Source organism: Sporosarcina saromensis (assembly GCF_054901285.1).
In genome coordinates this window covers 2878773-2897407 of sequence record NZ_CM142738.1, presented here as the reverse complement: position 1 = coordinate 2897407, position 18635 = coordinate 2878773, and the positions used below count along the sequence as shown (strand labels likewise).

19 protein-coding genes and 1 pseudogene are annotated in these 18635 nt (G+C 41.5%); 18 read left to right on the top strand and 2 right to left on the bottom strand.

Annotated elements, in window-relative coordinates:
* The first annotated feature begins 54 nt into the window (after positions 1-54).
* The 13 genes and pseudogenes from rpsU (at position 55) to recO (ending at position 10790) form a co-directional block, all read left to right on the top strand.
* Positions 55-228: a 30S ribosomal protein S21 gene (gene rpsU / locus ACVHUV_RS14890; protein ID WP_009496905.1), complete on the top strand. Its 174-nt coding sequence runs from the start codon at positions 55-57 to the stop codon at positions 226-228.
* 169 nt (positions 229-397) lie between these two features.
* Positions 398-1732 (top strand): NfeD family protein, encoded by a 1335-nt coding sequence (locus ACVHUV_RS14885; RefSeq protein ID WP_462085137.1) that lies wholly within the window; start codon positions 398-400, stop codon positions 1730-1732.
* Entirely contained in the window at positions 1732-2745 is a 1014-nt protein-coding gene (gene floA, locus ACVHUV_RS14880; protein ID WP_317942187.1) for a flotillin-like protein FloA, read from the top strand. Before ACVHUV_RS14885 ends, floA begins: the two co-directional genes overlap by 1 nt.
* 37 nt (positions 2746-2782) lie before the next feature.
* Entirely contained in the window at positions 2783-3253 is a 471-nt protein-coding gene (locus tag ACVHUV_RS14875) for a YqfB family membrane protein (RefSeq protein WP_462085136.1), read from the top strand.
* Positions 3254-3300: 47 nt separating this feature from the next.
* Entirely contained in the window at positions 3301-3558 is a 258-nt protein-coding gene (locus ACVHUV_RS14870; protein WP_371389510.1) for a hypothetical protein, read from the top strand.
* Positions 3533-4639 (top strand): sporulation protein YqfD, encoded by a 1107-nt coding sequence (locus tag ACVHUV_RS14865; protein WP_462085135.1) that lies wholly within the window; start codon positions 3533-3535, stop codon positions 4637-4639. The genes ACVHUV_RS14870 and ACVHUV_RS14865 overlap by 26 nt, the downstream gene beginning before the upstream one ends.
* Positions 4640-4644: 5 nt before the next feature.
* Positions 4645-5602: pseudogene (locus ACVHUV_RS14860) on the top strand (PhoH family protein).
* A 67-nt stretch (positions 5603-5669) separates the two neighbouring features.
* Positions 5670-7796: an HD family phosphohydrolase gene (locus ACVHUV_RS14855; protein WP_462085134.1), complete on the top strand. Its 2127-nt coding sequence runs from the start codon at positions 5670-5672 to the stop codon at positions 7794-7796.
* A gap of 20 nt (positions 7797-7816) precedes the next feature.
* The gene (gene ybeY / locus ACVHUV_RS14850) at positions 7817-8287 is read left to right on the top strand and encodes an rRNA maturation RNase YbeY (RefSeq protein WP_371389514.1); all 471 of its coding nucleotides are present in this window, start codon (positions 7817-7819) and stop codon (positions 8285-8287) included.
* Between the two features lie 7 nt (positions 8288-8294).
* Positions 8295-8645: a diacylglycerol kinase family protein gene (locus ACVHUV_RS14845; RefSeq protein ID WP_462085133.1), complete on the top strand. Its 351-nt coding sequence runs from the start codon at positions 8295-8297 to the stop codon at positions 8643-8645.
* A 22-nt stretch (positions 8646-8667) separates the two neighbouring features.
* The gene (locus ACVHUV_RS14840) at positions 8668-9081 is read left to right on the top strand and encodes a cytidine deaminase (protein WP_462085132.1); all 414 of its coding nucleotides are present in this window, start codon (positions 8668-8670) and stop codon (positions 9079-9081) included.
* Complete coding sequence (gene era / locus ACVHUV_RS14835) at positions 9062-9976, top strand: GTPase Era (RefSeq protein WP_317942178.1); 915 nt, start codon at positions 9062-9064, stop codon at positions 9974-9976. The genes ACVHUV_RS14840 and era overlap by 20 nt, the downstream gene beginning before the upstream one ends.
* Positions 9977-10004: 28 nt before the next feature.
* Complete coding sequence (gene recO / locus ACVHUV_RS14830; RefSeq protein ID WP_317942177.1) at positions 10005-10790, top strand: DNA repair protein RecO; 786 nt, start codon at positions 10005-10007, stop codon at positions 10788-10790.
* Between the two features lie 32 nt (positions 10791-10822).
* On the opposite strand, the gene ACVHUV_RS14825 is transcribed toward recO, so the two are convergent.
* Together ACVHUV_RS14825 and ACVHUV_RS14820 are read right to left on the bottom strand one after the other, a co-directional pair.
* Positions 10823-12202 (bottom strand): glycine--tRNA ligase, encoded by a 1380-nt coding sequence (locus ACVHUV_RS14825; protein ID WP_462085131.1) that lies wholly within the window; start codon positions 12200-12202, stop codon positions 10823-10825.
* Positions 12203-12533: 331 nt separating this feature from the next.
* Positions 12534-12848, bottom strand: coding sequence for a hypothetical protein (locus ACVHUV_RS14820; RefSeq protein WP_462085130.1), 315 nt, complete (start codon positions 12846-12848; stop codon positions 12534-12536).
* Positions 12849-13200: 352 nt separating this feature from the next.
* Here ACVHUV_RS14820 and ccpN point away from each other — a divergent pair, with 352 nt between their 5' ends.
* From ccpN to ACVHUV_RS14795, 5 genes are all read left to right on the top strand, one after another.
* A complete protein-coding gene (gene ccpN, locus ACVHUV_RS14815; protein ID WP_317942175.1) occupies positions 13201-13881 on the top strand; it encodes a transcriptional regulator CcpN in 681 nt (226 codons plus the stop codon).
* A gap of 36 nt (positions 13882-13917) precedes the next feature.
* Positions 13918-14733: a pyruvate, water dikinase regulatory protein gene (locus tag ACVHUV_RS14810; protein ID WP_317942174.1), complete on the top strand. Its 816-nt coding sequence runs from the start codon at positions 13918-13920 to the stop codon at positions 14731-14733.
* Between the two features lie 202 nt (positions 14734-14935).
* On the top strand, positions 14936-16750 hold the full coding sequence (gene dnaG / locus ACVHUV_RS14805) for a DNA primase (RefSeq protein ID WP_462085129.1): 1815 nt from the start codon (positions 14936-14938) through the stop codon (positions 16748-16750).
* Positions 16751-16785: 35 nt separating this feature from the next.
* The gene (rpoD, locus tag ACVHUV_RS14800) at positions 16786-17958 is read left to right on the top strand and encodes an RNA polymerase sigma factor RpoD (RefSeq protein WP_371389520.1); all 1173 of its coding nucleotides are present in this window, start codon (positions 16786-16788) and stop codon (positions 17956-17958) included.
* Positions 17959-18038: 80 nt separating this feature from the next.
* Positions 18039-18590, top strand: coding sequence for a hypothetical protein (locus ACVHUV_RS14795; protein WP_462085128.1), 552 nt, complete (start codon positions 18039-18041; stop codon positions 18588-18590).
* The last annotated feature ends 45 nt before the right edge of the window (positions 18591-18635 follow it).

Genomic DNA, 18635 nt, shown 5'->3' with positions numbered 1-18635 from the left:
GTACAAGGAGTAACACCTTGTTTCGAAGTGTGCTCGGAGGGAGGGACAAGAGATATGACGAAAACTGTCGTTCGCAAAAATGAATCGCTTGAAGATGCTCTTCGCCGCTTCAAACGTACTGTATCAAAATCTGGTACAATACAAGAGGTAAGAAAGCGTGAGTTCTACGAGAAACCAAGTGTCAAACGTAAAAAGAAGTCTGAGGCTGCTCGTAAGCGTAAATTCTAATAGCTGTCCATATGAAATAAAAACTAAGCATGTTATGCATGAAACCGGAGAATCCATTGCGATTCTCCGGTTTTTTACATTAAAAAATTCTTGCGTTCAAGTGAATCTTTTCGCCATCTTAATCGTATTAAAGGTATAATTACATATATAGAAAGAGGTGAACGTCTACATGCGTAAAATGATTGGCAAGTTTCTCCTTTTCCTTCTATTTGCTTCAGTCCTAACCGTTCCATTTGCAGGTGCAGTTGAAGCGGACGGCAATCCTGTTTATCACGTGGAACTGGATAAGTCAGTGGAAAGAGGGCTTCATGCTTATTTAAAGAGGGTTTTCGGCGAAGCGGAAGAAGCGAATGCGAAGGCGATCATTTTAGAAATTAATACACTCGGTGGATTAATTGATGCTGCGGGACAAATTGGTAAGCTTATGGATGAGACGGAAGTCGAGATCATCGCTTATGTCAATGACCGTGCGATTTCCGCTGGTGCTTACATTGCACTACATGCCGATGAAATCTATATGTCACCGAATGCCAAAATTGGTGCTGCACAGGCCGTTGATGGTGCAGGGAACGCAGCACAAGAGAAGTCGGATAGTTTTTGGAAAGCAGAAATGGTCAGTGCTGCCAATTCGTCAAATAGAGACCCGAAGTTTGCATTAGCGATGGCGGACGATTCGGTTGATTTACCGCAATACCGTGCTGGTATAGGGCAATTGCTAACACTCACGGCTAAAGAGGCTGAGGAAGTGGATTACAGCGAAGGCACAGTGTCTTCATTCAAAGAATTGATTGATTTGAAAGGTCTAGATAAATCTGAAATCATCCAAACAAATCTTACCTTCACTGAAAGCTTAGCACGTCTCATTACGCATCCTATCGTTGTCCCGATCTTACTGTCAATAGCAGGTTTAGGCCTAGTTGTGGAGCTCTATTCACCAGGGTTTGGTGTTCCGGGTACGATGGCAATCACATCTTTACTGCTATTCTTATTCGGCCATCTCGTAGCAGGTTTGGCAGGTTATGAGACGCTGATTTTGTTTATAATTGGTGTCATACTCGTCATATTAGAGTTTTTCTTAGCAGGAGGGATAGCCGGAGCGTTAGGTGCGATTGCTATCATTGCAAGTATTATTTTGGCGGGTGGCAACCCTGTGTATATGGCGTATTCTGTCCTTATCGCAATTGCCGTCGCTATCAGCGGGATGGTGATCTTAATGAAATTCTTCGGAAAAAAACTGCATCTTCTTAATAAGATGGTGTTAATGGATGCGACAGACACGGAAAGCGGGTATGTGTCGAACGTCAATCGGGTAGAATTGTTAGGGAAGCAAGGATTAGCGATTACACCACTTCGTCCTTCAGGAACGATTGAATTGGATGGCGAACGGATTGATGTAGTTTCCCAAGGTAGTTACATTGACAGAGGGAAACATGTTACGATAGTAAGGGTTGAAGGTTCCCGTATCGTTGTAAGGGAATCAAAAGAAAAGGGGGACAATGAATAATGGGTGAGTTATTAGGTTTAGGTGGTGTTTTCGTTCCGATTTTAATCATTATCGGAATCATCATCATTTTGTCGGTATTCTTTACGCTAGTACCAGTGACGCTATGGATTTCAGCGTTAGCTGCAGGTGTACGTGTAAGCATTTTCACATTAATCGGTATGCGCTTACGTCGCGTTATCCCAAGTCGTGTTGTTAATCCGTTGATTAAGGCACATAAAGCAGGATTAAATGTTGCGATTAACCAATTGGAAAGTCACTATTTGGCAGGTGGTAATGTCGACCGCGTTGTTAATGCGTTAATTGCAGCACATCGTGCGAATATCGAGTTATCGTTTGAGCGTGCAGCAGCGATCGACCTAGCTGGCCGTGACGTGTTGGAAGCGGTTCAAATGTCCGTAAATCCAAAAGTCATTGAAACGCCATTTATCGCTGGTGTTGCGATGAACGGTATTGAAGTGAAAGCGAAAGCAAGAATTACGGTTCGAGCGAACATCGATCGACTCGTCGGTGGTGCGGGTGAAGAAACGGTTGTTGCCCGTGTCGGTGAAGGGATTGTTTCCACGATTGGTTCTTCTGTGGACCATGCAAAAGTATTGGAAAATCCTGATTTGATTTCACAGACAGTATTGGCAAAAGGGCTTGACTCTGGAACAGCGTTTGAAATCCTGTCTATTGATATCGCGGATGTTGATATCGGTAAAAACATTGGTGCGGAACTTCAAACTGAACAAGCGATGGCTGACAAAAATATTGCACAAGCAAAAGCTGAAGAGCGTCGTGCAATGGCTGTTGCAAACGAACAGGAAATGAAAGCGAAAGTTCAAGAGATGCGTGCGAAAGTTGTCGGAGCAGAGGCGGAAGTTCCACTCGCGATGGCAGAAGCGCTACGTACAGGTAATATCGGAATTATGGATTATATGAACTATAAAAACATCCAAGCTGATACGGGCATGCGTGATTCCATCAGCAAAATCGGTGGAGACCAACAAAAGCCTGACACGACGAAAGAATGACGTTTGAGCACTTAATTCCCGGAAAGGGGATGCACAGATGGAATCATTAATTATTTTTGTGGTCATTACGATTCTTGGTATGCTCTTTAAAGGGAAGCAACCTGAGAAGAACGAGAAACCAGCGCCACGGCAACCTTCTTCACAAACGAACAGACCGGATACGATGCGTAAACTGAAAGACCTTTCACAAGAGATGGTCAAAGAGTTGCAAAGGGAGTTTCAGACAGAAGTGGATGAACCGCCAAGTCGACAAACACCTCCCATCCGTCAGGAGACACCGGCTGCTCCTAAGCCTGTGAAAAGTAAACAGATGTTGCCGAAGGAACGACCCGTTTTTGACCGGAATGTACCACGGGAAAGTTCTCGAGGAAGGTTATCCGCACATCAAGGAAAACATGTGTGGAATGAACAATTTAAACAACCTGACATGATCCCTAAGGACGAGCAAGACCTTATTAAAGGAATCATCTTCTCTGAAATTTTAGGACCACCAAAAGCAAAACAATAATCATCTACCCCCTATCCAAATCATAGGCTTGGATAGGGGGTTTTATCTTGAAAAAATTATTTAAAATGAACTCATCTGTCACAATTGATGAATTTGTAACAATCCGAATTACAGGGCCGTATTCACTTCTAAAACTTGGACCTGATTACGCAGCTATCCGAAGTGGTAATCATGTAATTGAAGCAACCGGTGAAGACCTTATTGTAGAAACGTTATCTGAAGAAGTAGCTGTCCTATCGTTTGAACTGATTACATCAATGTCTGTAAAAGAATTGAAAGATGGACAGGATGCTTATGATTCATAATCGATATAACATCACAATGACAGGTAAAGTACATCCGTCGAGATTCTTGAGCTTTCTAGCTTCCTCTGGTGTTAAAGTGATTGGCTTAACAGAATCGGGTTCTGTCATCCATTTCCGCACCGATAAAAAAGGAGTTGTTTTCATCCGAAAACACCGTAGGAAATATCGGGTGAAAGTGGAAATTAGACGCAATGAGGAGCGTTCGCTTGAAAGAAGGTTGTTTACAGCGTACCGGTTCCTCATTGCATGTGTCATACCCTTAGTCGCATCACTGTTTTTATGGGACATTACGATTGAATCTGAAGTGCCTGAAGTGAATGAACGCATTGTTAAGCAATTGGAGAAGGTCTCTATTAAAAAATATCGGCCGCTCTCCAAACTGCCTGACGAAGGAGAGATTAGAAGAGTGCTCATGCAAAATGACCCTTCTCTTTCATGGGTGCGTTTTACAAGATCGGGTAGTACAATGACGATTACACCGATGCTCTCACCGAAACTGAATGATCCCGTCAAAGACGATGGACCTCCTGCTGATCTTGTTGCACGGACGAGTGGTGTCATCACTGGCTTTCAATTAAGTAGAGGTGAAAGAGTGGCACGACTTCACCAAACGGTTGAAAAAGGAGACATTCTAGCGACAGGCATTTTAGAACAAGGCGGTAAAAAGACTGTAGTTGGTGCTGCAGGGAAGGTATATGCAGATTATTGGTCCAAGTATACATTTACCATACCGAAGAAAATCGATTATGCATTGTTAGGAGAAGAGAATATTCGTTTGAAATGGCAATCTCCTATCACTTGGAATTCAGGCAATGATTTTCCTTCTTTTCGTTCGTTTCTTGAAACCGAATGGCAAAGGAATGATCGCAAGGGACAATTTGAATTGGCTGAAGGGATGGAGGAAACGGTTATCATTCCGTTAATAAAATACAAAATCATGACAGAATCATCTTCAGAATTAATTATAAAGGATGAAAACATTTTACACCTGACGTTCCAAGATGATACAGTTAGAGGGACCATATTATTTTTAATGAATGAAAATATAGCGACAAAAAGACCCATACCCCAAGGAGACTGAAACTATTGAGCGAACAACAAATTCAACTTCATATTGAAGAGCCGAATGAGGCGGTAATGCTTCTTGGTATTTCCGATCAAAACATGAAATTGATTGAAGAAGCGTTACAAGTTTCAATTATTACGCGAGGCGATACAATTTCTCTAGTTGGTGACGAGCAGGCAATTGTATCGGGAAAATATTTATTAGAACAACTATTGAAAGTGATCCGTAAAGGAATCAATATAAACTTGCGAGATATTTCTACTGCGTTAGAAATGGTGAAAAACGAAACGATTGAATACTTTGCTGAACTCTATGATGAGGAAGTTGCAAGAACTGCTAAAGGAAAAGCAATTCGGGCTAAGACAATCGGACAGCGTGAATATATCCATGCGATTCGAAACAAGGTATCTAGTCTTCTGTATCGGGCCCGCAGGAACAGGAAAGACCTATTTGGCAGTTGTACTTGCTGTGCAAGCAATGAAGACGGGATCAGTGAAACGAATTATTCTAACGAGACCAGCTGTGGAAGCGGGGGAAAGCTTAGGGTTTCTTCCAGGTGACTTGAAAGAGAAAGTAGACCCGTATTTACGCCCTTTGTATGATGCGTTACATGACGTTCTAGGAGCAGAACATACAGAACGACTCATGGAGAGGGGAACAATTGAAATCGCGCCTCTCGCCTATATGAGAGGGCGTACGCTCGATGATGCATTCGTCATTCTTGATGAAGCACAAAACACAACGAAAGCGCAAATGAAAATGTTTCTGACACGATTAGGATTTGGTTCCAAAATGGTCATTACGGGTGATAAGACGCAAATCGATTTGCCGCGTGGTGTAGAATCAGGTTTGAACGCTTCAGAATCCATACTGAAAAAAGTACCGGAAATCCATTTTCAGTATTTAGAGCAAGGTGATGTAGTCCGCCATCCAATTGTCGCGAAAATCATTGAAGCGTATGAAAACGAGCAGTCATAAAACTGACTGCTTTTTCATCATTTTATGCTGCATTAGGAAGTTCTAGAGAATAGGTGGGGTTATCATTGTGTTTAAGACAGTTAAAAAATTGTTTACGTCATTAAAATTCAACTACTTTTCCCTGTTTATCATTATTCTCGTAGCCATTGGGCTTTTTTCATTCATGTACGACAGTGTGAAACAAGAGACGTATGAGCTCCATGAATTCAAAATTTCTCCTAAAACAATCCGCTCCTTGAAAACCATTGAGGATACTGTAAAAACCGAGCAAGAAAAACGCAGGATTGAAAACGAAGTGACGCCTTTTTATCAATTTGACGAGGAAGTCTCCAAAACGCGACAAGCGATTGCAGCAAATCTCTTCGATTTCATCATTGAAGAGAAAAAAGCGAATATCCCAGATCCTGAAAATCCTGATAAGCTTGTAAAATCTCGTTCCGAACAAATTGAAGAAGTGCGAAACAAATTTAAAAAGCTTGAAAAAGAGGAACCCGGACTACGGCTTACGGACGAAGCGATTGCGAGTCTATTAACTGCTGAAGTATCAGATTTAACGAAAATGAAGCAGGAGATTGTTTCGATTATCGGGGAAGAGCTGTCCAAACCTGTCAGGTCTGAAGATCTTTCTGCAGTCAGATATGAAGTGGAGAGAAAACTTCGATCATCCGAAGCCGTTCCACCAGCTGAATTACAAACAATGATTACACTTGGTAGATCGCTTGTCGTTGAAACAGAAACAATCAATAAGGAATTGACCGACAAACGCATAGAAGAAGAGAAAAATGCTGTTGAGCCTACCCGTATTCTCCAAGGACAAGTCATTGTGAGGGAAGGTCAATTCATCGACTCTGAAATTTACCGTCAATTGGAATTGACTGGACTATTAACGAATCAATCCTCCTACAAACCGATGATCGGTCTTATTTTGTATGTTTTGTTCGTCTCGGCAATTATTTATTTGCATTTTGCAACGTGGCGAACAGATAATTATCAAAAAAAGAAATCATTATTAATCGCTATCGCAGTATTTTTTATTCTTGTCATTATTATGAAACTATTAAGTTTGATTGACAAAGAATTTGATGTGCAAGTCGCTTTTTTATTCCCTACAGCACTAGCACCATTGCTTGTAAAGCTATTATTAAATGAACGGCTAGCATATATGATGACGATTGTAACGGCTGCGACTGCTGGTATTATGTTGTTAGAAGGCTTTGCAGCAATTATGCAGATGGAAATTGCCTTATACATCCTCTTTGGTGGAGTTATTAGTATTTATTTGTTAGGGAACAATGGGCGAAGATCAAACATTTTACGAACGAGCCTTATCGTTTCTGTCTCTAATATTCTATTTGTAGCTTTTTATTTACAAATGACACAATCGACGTATAATCTTTCGGAGCTATCATTCTATTTAATTGCTGCTTTTGCTTCTGGTATTTTGTCTGGTGCATTGACGATTGGGCTTATGCCATTTTTTGAATCGTTTTTTGGAATTCTATCGGATATGCGGTTAATAGAATTGTCGAACCCGAATCACCCGCTCCTTAAAAAAGTCCTTACAGAAACGCCTGGAACCTACCATCATAGTGTCATGGTTGCGAATTTAGCGGATGCGGCTTGTGAATCGGTTGGTGCAAATGGATTACTGGCACGTGTCGGAAGCTATTATCATGACATTGGTAAAACTGTACGTCCGAATTTCTTTATAGAAAACCAGCATGGTAATTTAAATCCGCATGATGAATTGCCACCAGAAAAAAGCCGTGATATTATTATTGCCCATGCGACTGATGGGGCGGAGCTATTAACGAAACATAAAATGCCGCGTGAAATCATCGATATTGCACGTCAGCACCATGGAACAAGTTTTTTAAAATTCTTTTTTGTAAAGGCGAAGGAGTTAGGGCAAGATGTCATAGAGGACGACTTCCGTTATCCTGGCCCTAAACCGCAGACAAAGGAAATTGCGATTATTTCCATTGCGGATAGTGTGGAAGCGGCTGTCCGAACGATTAAAGAACCGACACCTGACAAGATTGCAAAACTGGTGAATTCGATTATTACGAGCAAGTTGAACGATGGTCAATTTGACGAGTGTGAATTATCGATGAAGGAATTGCGAAAGGTCGAACGCGTTATTTGTGAGACGTTAAACGGCTTTTACCACAGTCGGATCGAGTACCCTGAATAATGAGGAAAGTGGGAGTTGTAATGCTCGCGATCTATTTTGAAGATGAAACGGCTAAAGTAACGGAAGATAGTATGAAGCTTGTGCAACAAGTGTTAGAACATGCTGCGGAAATGGAAAACTTAACAGGCAATCTTGAAGTGTCCGTTACATTCATGAATGATAAAGAAATTCAAGCCATCAACGCCGAATATCGAGGAAAGGACAAACCTACCGATGTCATTTCGTTTGCTTTGGAAGAAATGACAGAAGGAGAAGTCCCCATCGTTCAAACGGATGATATGCCTGTGTTGCTTGGAGATATCGTCATTTCCATTGAGACTGCAAAACGACAAGCAAGTGAATATGGACATGACGAAAGAAGAGAGATTGGATTCCTTGCACTCCATGGCTTCTTGCATCTGCTTGGGTACGATCACTTGACGGAGCAGGACGAGGAAAAAATGTTTGGAAGACAACGAGAAATTCTTTCATCACTTGGCCTGGAAAGGTAAGAATTGTATGGTTCGTTTTTTAAAATCTTTTTACTATGCAATAAATGGTGTGTTGCATGGTTTTCGTTTTGAAAGAAATATGCAGTTTCATCTGCTAGCCGCAATCATTGTCTGTCTAGCAGGTGCTCTTACAGGCTTATCGACAACTGAATGGATGATCATCATCTTGCTGATTGGTGGTATGATGGCATTGGAGCTCATGAATACCGCTATTGAAAGAACAGTTGATTTAGTGACAAAGGATATCCATCCTTTAGCAAAACAGGCGAAAGATGTGGCGGCAGGTGCTGTGTTGCTGTTTGCAATTGCAAGTGCCGTCATCGGTTTAATTATTTTCATCCCAAAATGGTTCGGATAAAAACTTTGGTAGAGGTGTAGTCATGGAAAAGCAAAATCTAATGAATGAAGCAAAAATAGCACGGGAGAAAGCATACGTCCCATATTCGAAATTCCCTGTTGGCGCAGCACTGATAGATACAGATGGAAACGTCTATCATGGTTGCAACATCGAAAATTCAGCGTACAGTATGACAAATTGTGCTGAACGAACCGCATTCTTTAAAGCGGTATCAGAAGGTGTCACGGCATTCAAAGCACTCGCAGTCATCGGAGACACTGAAGGTCCAGTCTCGCCATGTGGTGCATGCCGGCAAGTCATTGCAGAGTTTTGCGACGGCTCGATGCCGGTCTACTTGACGAACTTAAAAGGAGACGTCGAAGAGACGACAGTAGAGCAGTTATTGCCAGGTGCATTTTCCAAGGAGGATCTTCAGTATGCAGAAGGAAAGCAGTAAATTTACATCAGGATTCATTAGCATTATCGGTCGACCGAATGTCGGCAAGTCGACGTTTTTGAATCGCGTTGTTGGACAGAAAATCGCCATTATGAGTGACAAACCACAAACAACTCGAAACAAAGTGCAAGGCGTTGTTACTACAGACAATTCACAAATGGTTTTTATCGATACACCGGGAATTCATAAACCGAAGCATAAGCTCGGTGATTTCATGGTCAAATCAGCACGTAACACGTTAAAAGAAGTGGACGTCATCATGTTTATGGTGAATGCGAATGAACCGATTGGTGGGGGAGACAAGTTCATCATCGACCTCTTGCAAAATACTGAGACACCAGTGTTTCTAGTCATCAATAAAATTGACTTAGTTCACCCTGATGATTTGCTTACAACGATTACGTCGTATACGAAAGAATACGATTTTGCAGAAATCGTCCCACTATCCGCTCTAAATGGTAACAATGTTGAACGATTGATGGAAACATTAACAAAATATTTACCGGAAGGGCCAAAATACTATCCGGATGATCAAGTGACCGATCATCCTGAACGGTTCATCATCTCTGAATTGATTCGAGAAAAAGTGCTTCATTTAACACGTGAAGAGATTCCACATTCCGTTGCGGTAGTTATTGAAAAAATTGCTCGGGATGAAGAACGTGACATGGTCGATGTGGCAGCTACAATTATTGTCGATCGTGATTCCCAAAAAGGGATTGTCATCGGTAAAAAAGGTGCACTGTTAAAGGAAATTGGAACGAAGGCACGTCGTGATATTGAAATGTTACTTGGTTCCAAAGTATTTCTGGAACTTTGGGTGAAAGTGCAAAAGGACTGGCGGAACAAACCGGGTCATCTTCGTGAATTCGGTTTCCGTGACGATGAGTATTGAGCAGTCAACTTGAAAAGGAGTGATGTCCTTGTTGAATAAATGGGAAGGCATCATTCTAAAGAGCATGCCATACGGTGAATCGAATAAAATTGTGACACTATACACACGGGAAGCAGGGAAGATGACCGCAATGGCGAGAGGTGCGAAAAAGCCTGCAAGCCGTTTAGCTGCTGTTACTCAAACGTTCACCCATGGCTTCTTTCTGCTTCACGCAGGACGAGGGATGGGGACGTTGGAACAAGGTGAGCCAGTCAATTCGATGCGTCATATTCGCGAAGATCTTGAAGCTACCGCTTATGCAAGCTTTGTCGTTGAATTGATTGACCGATTGACGGAAGACAAAGGGCAAGGACCGAATGTATTTGCGCTGTTACAAGACGCGTTACATGCAATGAATGAAGGGTATGACCCCGAAGCAATAGCGCTTTTCGTTGAATGGAAGATGCTTCCGGTGGCAGGTATCCATCCTGTATTGCATCAATGTGCACATTGTAGAGCTACAGAAGGGGAATTCGCCTTTTCGTTTCAGATGATTGGTTTCTTGTGTCATCGCTGTTTCCAGATTGATCCCTATATTGTGCGTATTACACCAACGCAACTCCGATTGATCAGGACATTTTTTACGGTTCCCATCCAGCAAGTTGGTTCGTTAACTTTAAAAAAAGCGACGAAACAATTCATGCGAAAAATTGTAAGGACGGTTTATGATGAACAGGTGGGTGTTCGCTTGAAATCGAGAGCGTTTCTCGACCAGTTGGAGCGGACGCCACAATTATTACCACAAAAAGAAAAACCGCAGGAAGACGGCGAATGACCTCTTCCTCGGTTTTTCTTTTTCTCGATTTATTAGAATGTAAGATGTTTTTCGATATAAGCTTTTACATCTGCGATTGGCATGCGAACTTGCTCCATTGAATCACGGTGACGAACAGTCACTTGTCGATCTTCTTCAGAGTCGAAGTCGTACGTAATACAGAATGGTGTACCGATTTCATCTTGACGACGGTAACGGCGACCGATTGATTGTGAATCATCGTATTGGACCGGGAAGTGTTTACGAAGTTCTGCGTAGACTTCATCTGCCCCTTCAGCAAGCTTTTTCGATAATGGTAGGACTGCTGCTTTGATTGGCGCAAGAGCAGGGTGGAAACGCATAACTGTACGTTTGTCATCGCCTTCAAGCTCTTCCTCGTCAAATGCATCACAAAGGAATGCGAGTGTAACGCGGTCCGCACCAACGGAAGGCTCGATGCAATACGGGACATATTTCTCATTCGTTACAGGGTCTTGGTAATGGAAGTCTTCACCAGAATGTTCCATATGGCGCGATAAGTCGAAATCTGTACGGTTTGCAATACCCCATAGCTCGCCCCAACCAAACGGGAATTTATATTCGATATCGACTGTCCCTTTTGAGTAGTGAGAAAGTTCTTCATCGCTATGTTCACGTAAGCGAATGTTTTCAACTGACAAACCAAGGTCCAATAGCCACTTCTCGGAGAAGTCTCTCCAAAATTCATACCATTTCATGTCTTCTCCTGGTTTGCAGAAGAATTCCAACTCCATTTGCTCGAATTCACGTGTACGGAAAGTGAAGTTTCCAGGTGTGATTTCATTTCTGAAGCTTTTACCGATTTGGGCAATCCCAAATGGCATTTTTTTACGCATTGAGCGTTGAACGTTTTTAAAGTTGACGAAAATCCCTTGAGCCGTTTCAGGACGTAAGTAAATTTCGTTTGCAGATGAATCCGTAACCCCTTGAGAGGTTTTGAACATTAAATTGAATTGACGGATACCTGTATAGTCCATCGCCCCACAACTCGGACAAACAATTTCGTGTTCACTGATTAACGCTTCCATTTTGTCAAATGGCATACCGTCCACGACTAATTCAATGCCTTTCGCATCTAATGCATCTTCAATCAACTTATCTGCACGATGACGCGTTTTACACTTTTTGCAGTCAATCATCGGATCGTTGAAATTACCGATATGTCCGGAAGCTGCCCAAACTTTTGGGTTCATTAAAATGGCAGCGTCAAGTCCTTCATTGTAAGGGGACTCTTGGACAAATTTTTGCCACCAAGCTTTTTTAATGTTGTTTTTTAAGGCAATCCCTAGCGGACCATAATCCCAAGTATTCGCCAAACCTCCGTAAATTTCAGAGCCGGGAAACACAAATCCACGCTGCTTCGATACATTCACAATTTGTTCCATTGTCATCATAACTTATCCCTCCAATTAAAATAAGCACCCATCCCCGGACATAAAGTCCGAGGACGAGTGCATAATGACCCGCGGTTCCACCTCGATTGGTTGTAAAAACAACCCACTTGAATGCATGCTAGCTCAAGGTTGCCGTTTCATGTCGTTACGGGCTTTCACTATCCCCGTTCGCTACCAAGACATTACTTATAGACCTCTCATCGCCTATTGAATTCTGTACATAGTGTAGCATGGTTCTTGAATCTCTGCAATTTATTAAATTTGTATGTGTAAAGGATCGACGGATAGTTGTGAAGAAGTAAAAAAGATGAAAGTAACTGATCATCCCGCGTTACGTTTCTGTCGTCCTCCACCTATAAATGTTGTAAATGATTTGTATAACAGCAATAAGTATGAATGAAAGGATTAACCAGAATCCGGCCACTTCACTCAGGTCTGAAAAAAGAATGATGAAAGCAATTCCTGCAATGAATAAAGGAAGTGATGTAAAGCAACGGATTAACTTTCGTCTATAAGACAATTTAAAATAAATTAATTCAAATCCTTTATCAATCTTAGGTGTCCGCCGATAAAGGTAGAAAAGAAAAATGGTTACAAATAAGACACATATTCCACTCGTAATGAGGTGAGGAAGTATTGATTGCATAAAAACATGCTCCTTTCTAACGTTTTTCTTTCATTTCATCCTATTCAGTCGTAAGGTGTTTCATAGTTTCACCTGTCTTCATTCTAGCATGAATTGTCTACTGAAAGCAGTGGTACTCTATTAGTAACAAGCGATATAAGAATGCTTACATACCATCGAAGTACACTAAAATGAATACAGATTGAACTTTGCTTGTTTTATTGGTTCGATTGCATTTAGTGATAAGGTGCATGATGAAGCACATAAGTCGATTATCGTTCGTTTTATCACAGCTTGTATCTTATTCTTAAATCAGCCTCAATCATCCTAGTCAAGTGACAAAAGCCATTGGGTTAGGAAATCTGATAGCAAAATGCTATACTATTCAAGGATATATTATCGAACGATTAAGGCGGTGATTCACTTGGAATTGAATAAGCGCCAGACCGAAATCCTTGAAATTGTGAAAGTGGATGGTCCTATAACAGGTGAACAGATTGCTGAAAGATTAAGTTTAGCTAGAGCGACGATAAGACCTGATCTAGCAATTCTCACTATGGCGGGTTATTTAGATGCTAGGCCACGCGTAGGTTACTTCTATTCAGGAAAAAAACCGGCTCCCTCCATTGCAGATGGCATGATTGGTATGAAAGTTGGGGACTTCCAATCCATTCCGGTAGTTGTGAACGAAAATGTAACAGTTTATGATGCGATTTGTCAGATGTTCCTTGATGACGTAGGAACGCTGTTTGTTGTGGATAAATCCTCATTCTTAACAGGTGTTCTATCACGAAAAGATTTATTGCGAACAAGTCTTGGGAATACCGAGCTAGACAAAATACCGGTACATGTAATCATGACACGGATGCCGAACATCACGTATTGCAAAAAACAGGATTCCCTCATCCAAGTTGCAAAAAAGATGATGTTGCAACAAATTGATTCGCTACCAGTCGTTTCAGCGACAGAAGATGGGCTTGAAGTCGTCGGGAGGATTACGAAAACGAACATTACTGCTGCTTTTCTTTCACTTGCTGAAGAACATGATCTATAAAGTTGACCTCTGATAAAATGACAAAGGAGTGTTCCTATGACGAAATTGACATTGTTCATCGTTTCCGATTCAGTAGGGGAAACGGCCGACTTAGTAGCGAAGGCGGCAGCAAGCCAGTTCAGACATGATCTGGAAGCAGTTTCAATCAAACGTTTTTCGCATGTCGAAGATGAATCGCAACTCCGAGAGATTGCTTTTCTAGCCAAACGTCAGAATGCAATTCTCATTTATACACTTGTGAAAAGTTGCATGCGTGAAAAATTGAAAGAGGAGTGTCGGGCGAATGATTTGCAATGTGTCGATTTGCTAGGCCCTCTCCTACTTGAAATCGGCAACTTGGTAAACGAGAAACCTTATGAAGAACCGGGGCTCGTCAGACAACTGGATGAAGATTATTTCAAGAAAATCGAAGCAATCGAATTTGCGGTCAAGTATGATGATGGCCGGGATCCTCGTGGTGTCCTTAAAGCGGATATTGTTTTAGTCGGTGTATCGAGAACGTCGAAGACACCGTTATCTCAATATTTGGCTCACAGAGGATTTAAAGTTGCAAATGTTCCCCTTGTTCCAGAAGTGGAGCCGCCAGAAGAGCTGTATCAAATTGATTCAGCTAAATGTTTCGGTTTAGTCATCTCACCAGGTGTATTAAATTCCATCCGCAAAGAGAGATTACTAGCTCTTGGTTTGAAAGATGATGCGAATTATGCACAAATCGAGCGGATTCAAGAGGAATTGCGACATTTTGAAACTGTTGTTTCTAAAATCGGCTGCCAAGTGATTGATGTTTCAAATCGAGCAGTTGAAGAAACAGCGAATGTCATCCTCACCAAATTAGCTAGTCGATTCCTATGAATTAATAAGGAGAAGGACCGTCCGATAAAAAAGGGTTGGTTCTTCTATTTAGATTGTGTACAATAGTGAATTGTCGCCGTTCTATAATCTTCTAGATTACATACACGGTTTTTTTATAATGTCACGAAATTTTTTTGTCGAATAAGCAGGATTTATGAAAACTATCTAGAATTCAAGTATGTGAGAAGAAAATGGTGATAGAATGACTAAAATTCCAGAAGAGACAATTGAGGCAGTCAGGTCGAAAACGGATATTGTCGATTTGATCGGAGAGTACGTCCAATTGACAAAGCGAGGGAGAAATTGGTTTGGATTATGCCCATTCCATGGTGAAAGTACCCCTTCGTTTTCTGTGTCAGAGGATAAGCAATTGTTTCATTGCTTCGGTTGTGGAGCGAGTGGTAACGCTATTACATTTGTCATGGATATTGATAATAGCCCATTTACAGAGGCGGTCTCAAAATTGGCAGGACGCGCTGGTATCGAATTGGATATCTCTCTAACAGAAAGTGCAAGCCATTCGAAGTCTGGTGAGTTCCAACAGATGAGGGAAGCGCATGAACTTGCGGCTAATTTTTATAGTCATTTATTACTGAATACAGTGGAGGGTGAAAAAGCATTACAATATTTGGAACAAAGAGGATTTTCGCGTGAGCATATCGAAAAGTATGGTATAGGGTGGTCACTTGACGATCGGGAAGTGTTAAGCCAACTTCTCCAACGTAAGAAATATGATATGAAGGAGATGGAGCGTGCCGGTCTTTGCATCATGAAAAATGATGGTACAGGCTACTTTGACAGGTTTCGAGGACGTATTATGTTTCCGCTGCATGACGATAATGGCAATGTAGTCGGTTTTTCAGGTAGGACGTTATCGACGTCCAAAGACGAAGCGAAGTATTTAAATAGTCCAGAAACACCCATATTTGAAAAGAGCCGATTGCTTTATAATTTTCATAACGCACGTCTTAATGTTCGTAAAACGGGTAAAATAATATTGTTCGAAGGTTTTATGGACACAATTGCAGCAGAAAGAGCTGGAATTATGAATAGTGTGGCAGTTATGGGTACATCCTTGTCTGACACACATATTACGAAATTAAAAAGAATTGCGAACCAGTTGATCATCTGTTGTGATGGTGACAACGCAGGTTGGGAAGCGGCTAAGCGGTTTGCTAATCTTACTGCTCAAAAAGGACTAGACGCACAAATTGCGTTACTTCCTTCAAAGTTAGATCCCGACGAATACATTTCCACGTATGGTGGGGAATCATTCGTTGAGAAAGTGATCGGCAACCCACATACGTATATGTCGTTTATTCTGGCTTTTTACAAAAGGTCAAAAAACTTAACACATGAAAACGATGTGCTCCAATATATTCATGAAGTGCTAGAAGAGCTTGCCCAGAAAGTTTCCCCGATTGAACGAGATCTTATGATCCGTCAATTGTCTACGGAGACGGGTGTTTCTGCACAGGCACTTCAAGAGCAATTCATTAAAAAGGTTGGCGAGTTTGCAAAACAGGAAAAAGCTGAAGTGTTTACTGGACAAGCACCGCCTTCCTTACCGAAGATGCCAAACCGAAACCTGTCCAGTATCGAAAGGGCAGAGCGGTTACTCTTATGTCACTTGTTGAATGATGGCCAGTTGTTTGACAGGATACGTGAATCCCATTCACAAGTATTTGACGGTGATGACTATACAGCTATTTTCGTCAAGTTGGCAGGTTTTTATGAACAACATGGGACACCAGACTTCCACAGATTTGCAGAATCCTTGGAAGATCGAGGACTCCGTAAAACGGTCATGGAAGCGGCGATGTTGGAGAGAGATCCTGAATATGCCGAACAGGAAATCCATGACTGCATTCATCATCTTGAGAGACATCGAATTATCAAGCAAATTAATCAGATGATGCATGAATCAAAAGAAGCGGAAAAGATGAACGATTATACCCGGGCACTGGAGCTGGCCAGGGAAATCATACAGCTCCGGAAATCATTATCGGCGATGTAAGCCGTATTCCGGTGAATTAAGGAGGAACGGGTATTATGACTAAAAATGAGCAAGCTGGAGAGATGGAGAACGAGATGACATTAGAAGAAGTGAAAGCAAGTTTATTGGAAGCGGGTAAAAAAGCGGGAGAATTATCTCAGGACGAAGTGGCGGAAAAGCTTTCCGTATTTGAAATGGAACCGGATCATTTTGAGGAATTTTTGGATCAACTTGAAGCAGCCGGCATTGAAATGGAAAGAAAAGAAGACGAAGAAGCAGGTAAAGATGAAGAGCAATTTGATTTGAATGATTTAAGTGTTCCCCCAGGTGTGAAAATTAATGACCCTGTCCGGATGTATTTGAAAGAAATCGGACGTGTCGACTTGTTGACAGGTGATCAAGAAGTGAAGTTGGCGATTGCTATTAAAGATGGCGTAGCCGCTGAAGAGAAACTTGCAGAAATGCAAACACCTGATCCGGAATTACTGGAAATTGTTGATAAAGGGGAGCACGCAAAAAAACGTCTTGCTGAAGCGAACCTTCGTCTTGTCGTCAGCATTGCGAAAAGATATGTTGGTCGTGGCATGCTCTTCTTAGATTTAATTCAAGAAGGAAATATGGGGCTTATTAAGGCCGTCGAAAAGTTCGATCATACGAAAGGCTTTAAATTCAGTACGTATGCGACTTGGTGGATTCGTCAAGCCATTACGCGAGCGATTGCGGACCAAGCCCGTACAATCCGTATCCCTGTGCATATGGTGGAGACCATCAATAAACTGATTCGTGTTCAACGTCAATTGTTACAAGACCTAGGTCGTGAACCTTCTCCAGAAGAAATCGGAGAAGAGATGGACTTGACTGCTGAAAAGGTCCGTGAAATCCTGAAAATTGCTCAAGAACCTGTTTCACTTGAAACACCAATTGGGGAAGAGGATGATTCCCATCTAGGAGACTTCATTGAAGACTCCGAAGCGCAATCCCCATCGGACCACGCTGCATATGAATTGTTAAAAGAGCAGCTTGAAGATGTATTAGATACATTGACAGACCGTGAGGAAAACGTGTTACGTCTTCGTTTCGGTTTAGATGACGGTAGAACAAGAACACTTGAAGAAGTAGGTAAAGTGTTTGGCGTCACACGTGAACGAATTCGTCAAATTGAAGCAAAAGCACTTCGTAAGTTAAGACATCCTTCAAGAAGCAAACGTCTAAAAGATTTCTTAGAGTAAAACTGGGCATCGGCATACTGACTATGCCGATGTTTTCTTCATTATTCGTGCAGTTATCATGAGTAGGAGCGAGTGAAAACATGAATGCTCAACGGAAAAAGATCATCATGGCTGAAATCCATTATTGGAAACAAAACAAGTTATTACCTGAACACTATTGTGACTTTTTGCTTACGTTGTATACACAAGGGGAAGAACAAGCAGTCGATGTCAATGATGCGATTCTCGTGAAAGAAAAAAAGAGTGAGACGGCAAGTTTGCTAGGGATTGTTTTCTTTGTAAGTCTCATAGGTGCAAGCTTGTTCTTTCTAAATACGATTCCACTCGTTACGATAAGCGTAGCCATTTTATCGACGATTGTATTGCTTATGGTGGCAAAGAGGCTATTTCAACATCAATCTATCAATCGATCAATTGTATACATATTATCCGCTTTATTGGTATTAGGCGTTTCGGTGAAAATTTGGTTATTGTTTTTTGAGGGGCAAAACGTCTTGTTAATCATTTTGTTAAGTTTAAATTGTGTGCTTTGGCTTCTAGCAGGAAAATTTTTTAGATTAGTCTATTTTACACTTTCGGGCACTGTTGGATTAGCATTCATTGTCGGATTTTATGTTATGAAACTACTGTAAATAGGCAAGTGTTCCGGTCGTTCGAAAGAATGATTGTGAATCACT

Excerpts from the sequence above, each read along its gene's own strand:
- rpsU (WP_009496905.1), top strand. The coding sequence starts at position 55 with ATGACGAAAACTGTCGTTCGCAAAAATGAATCGCTTGAAGATGCTCTT.
- ACVHUV_RS14875 (WP_462085136.1), top strand. The coding sequence starts at position 2,783 with ATGGAATCATTAATTATTTTTGTGGTCATTACGATTCTTGGTATGCTC.
- era (WP_317942178.1), top strand. The coding sequence starts at position 9,062 with ATGCAGAAGGAAAGCAGTAAATTTACATCAGGATTCATTAGCATTATC.
- ybeY (WP_371389514.1), top strand. The coding sequence starts at position 7,817 with ATGCTCGCGATCTATTTTGAAGATGAAACGGCTAAAGTAACGGAAGAT.
- ccpN (WP_317942175.1), top strand. The coding sequence starts at position 13,201 with ATGCTATACTATTCAAGGATATATTATCGAACGATTAAGGCGGTGATT.
- ACVHUV_RS14885 (WP_462085137.1), top strand. The coding sequence starts at position 398 with ATGCGTAAAATGATTGGCAAGTTTCTCCTTTTCCTTCTATTTGCTTCA.
- ACVHUV_RS14795 (WP_462085128.1), top strand. The coding sequence starts at position 18,039 with ATGAATGCTCAACGGAAAAAGATCATCATGGCTGAAATCCATTATTGG.
- ACVHUV_RS14810 (WP_317942174.1), top strand. The coding sequence starts at position 13,918 with ATGACGAAATTGACATTGTTCATCGTTTCCGATTCAGTAGGGGAAACG.
- ACVHUV_RS14865 (WP_462085135.1), top strand. The coding sequence starts at position 3,533 with ATGGACAGGATGCTTATGATTCATAATCGATATAACATCACAATGACA.
- rpoD (WP_371389520.1), top strand. The coding sequence starts at position 16,786 with ATGACTAAAAATGAGCAAGCTGGAGAGATGGAGAACGAGATGACATTA.
- ACVHUV_RS14845 (WP_462085133.1), top strand. The coding sequence starts at position 8,295 with ATGGTTCGTTTTTTAAAATCTTTTTACTATGCAATAAATGGTGTGTTG.
- ACVHUV_RS14820 (WP_462085130.1), bottom strand. The coding sequence starts at position 12,848 with ATGCAATCAATACTTCCTCACCTCATTACGAGTGGAATATGTGTCTTA.
- floA (WP_317942187.1), top strand. The coding sequence starts at position 1,732 with ATGGGTGAGTTATTAGGTTTAGGTGGTGTTTTCGTTCCGATTTTAATC.
- ACVHUV_RS14840 (WP_462085132.1), top strand. The coding sequence starts at position 8,668 with ATGGAAAAGCAAAATCTAATGAATGAAGCAAAAATAGCACGGGAGAAA.
- dnaG (WP_462085129.1), top strand. The coding sequence starts at position 14,936 with ATGACTAAAATTCCAGAAGAGACAATTGAGGCAGTCAGGTCGAAAACG.
- ACVHUV_RS14825 (WP_462085131.1), bottom strand. The coding sequence starts at position 12,202 with ATGATGACAATGGAACAAATTGTGAATGTATCGAAGCAGCGTGGATTT.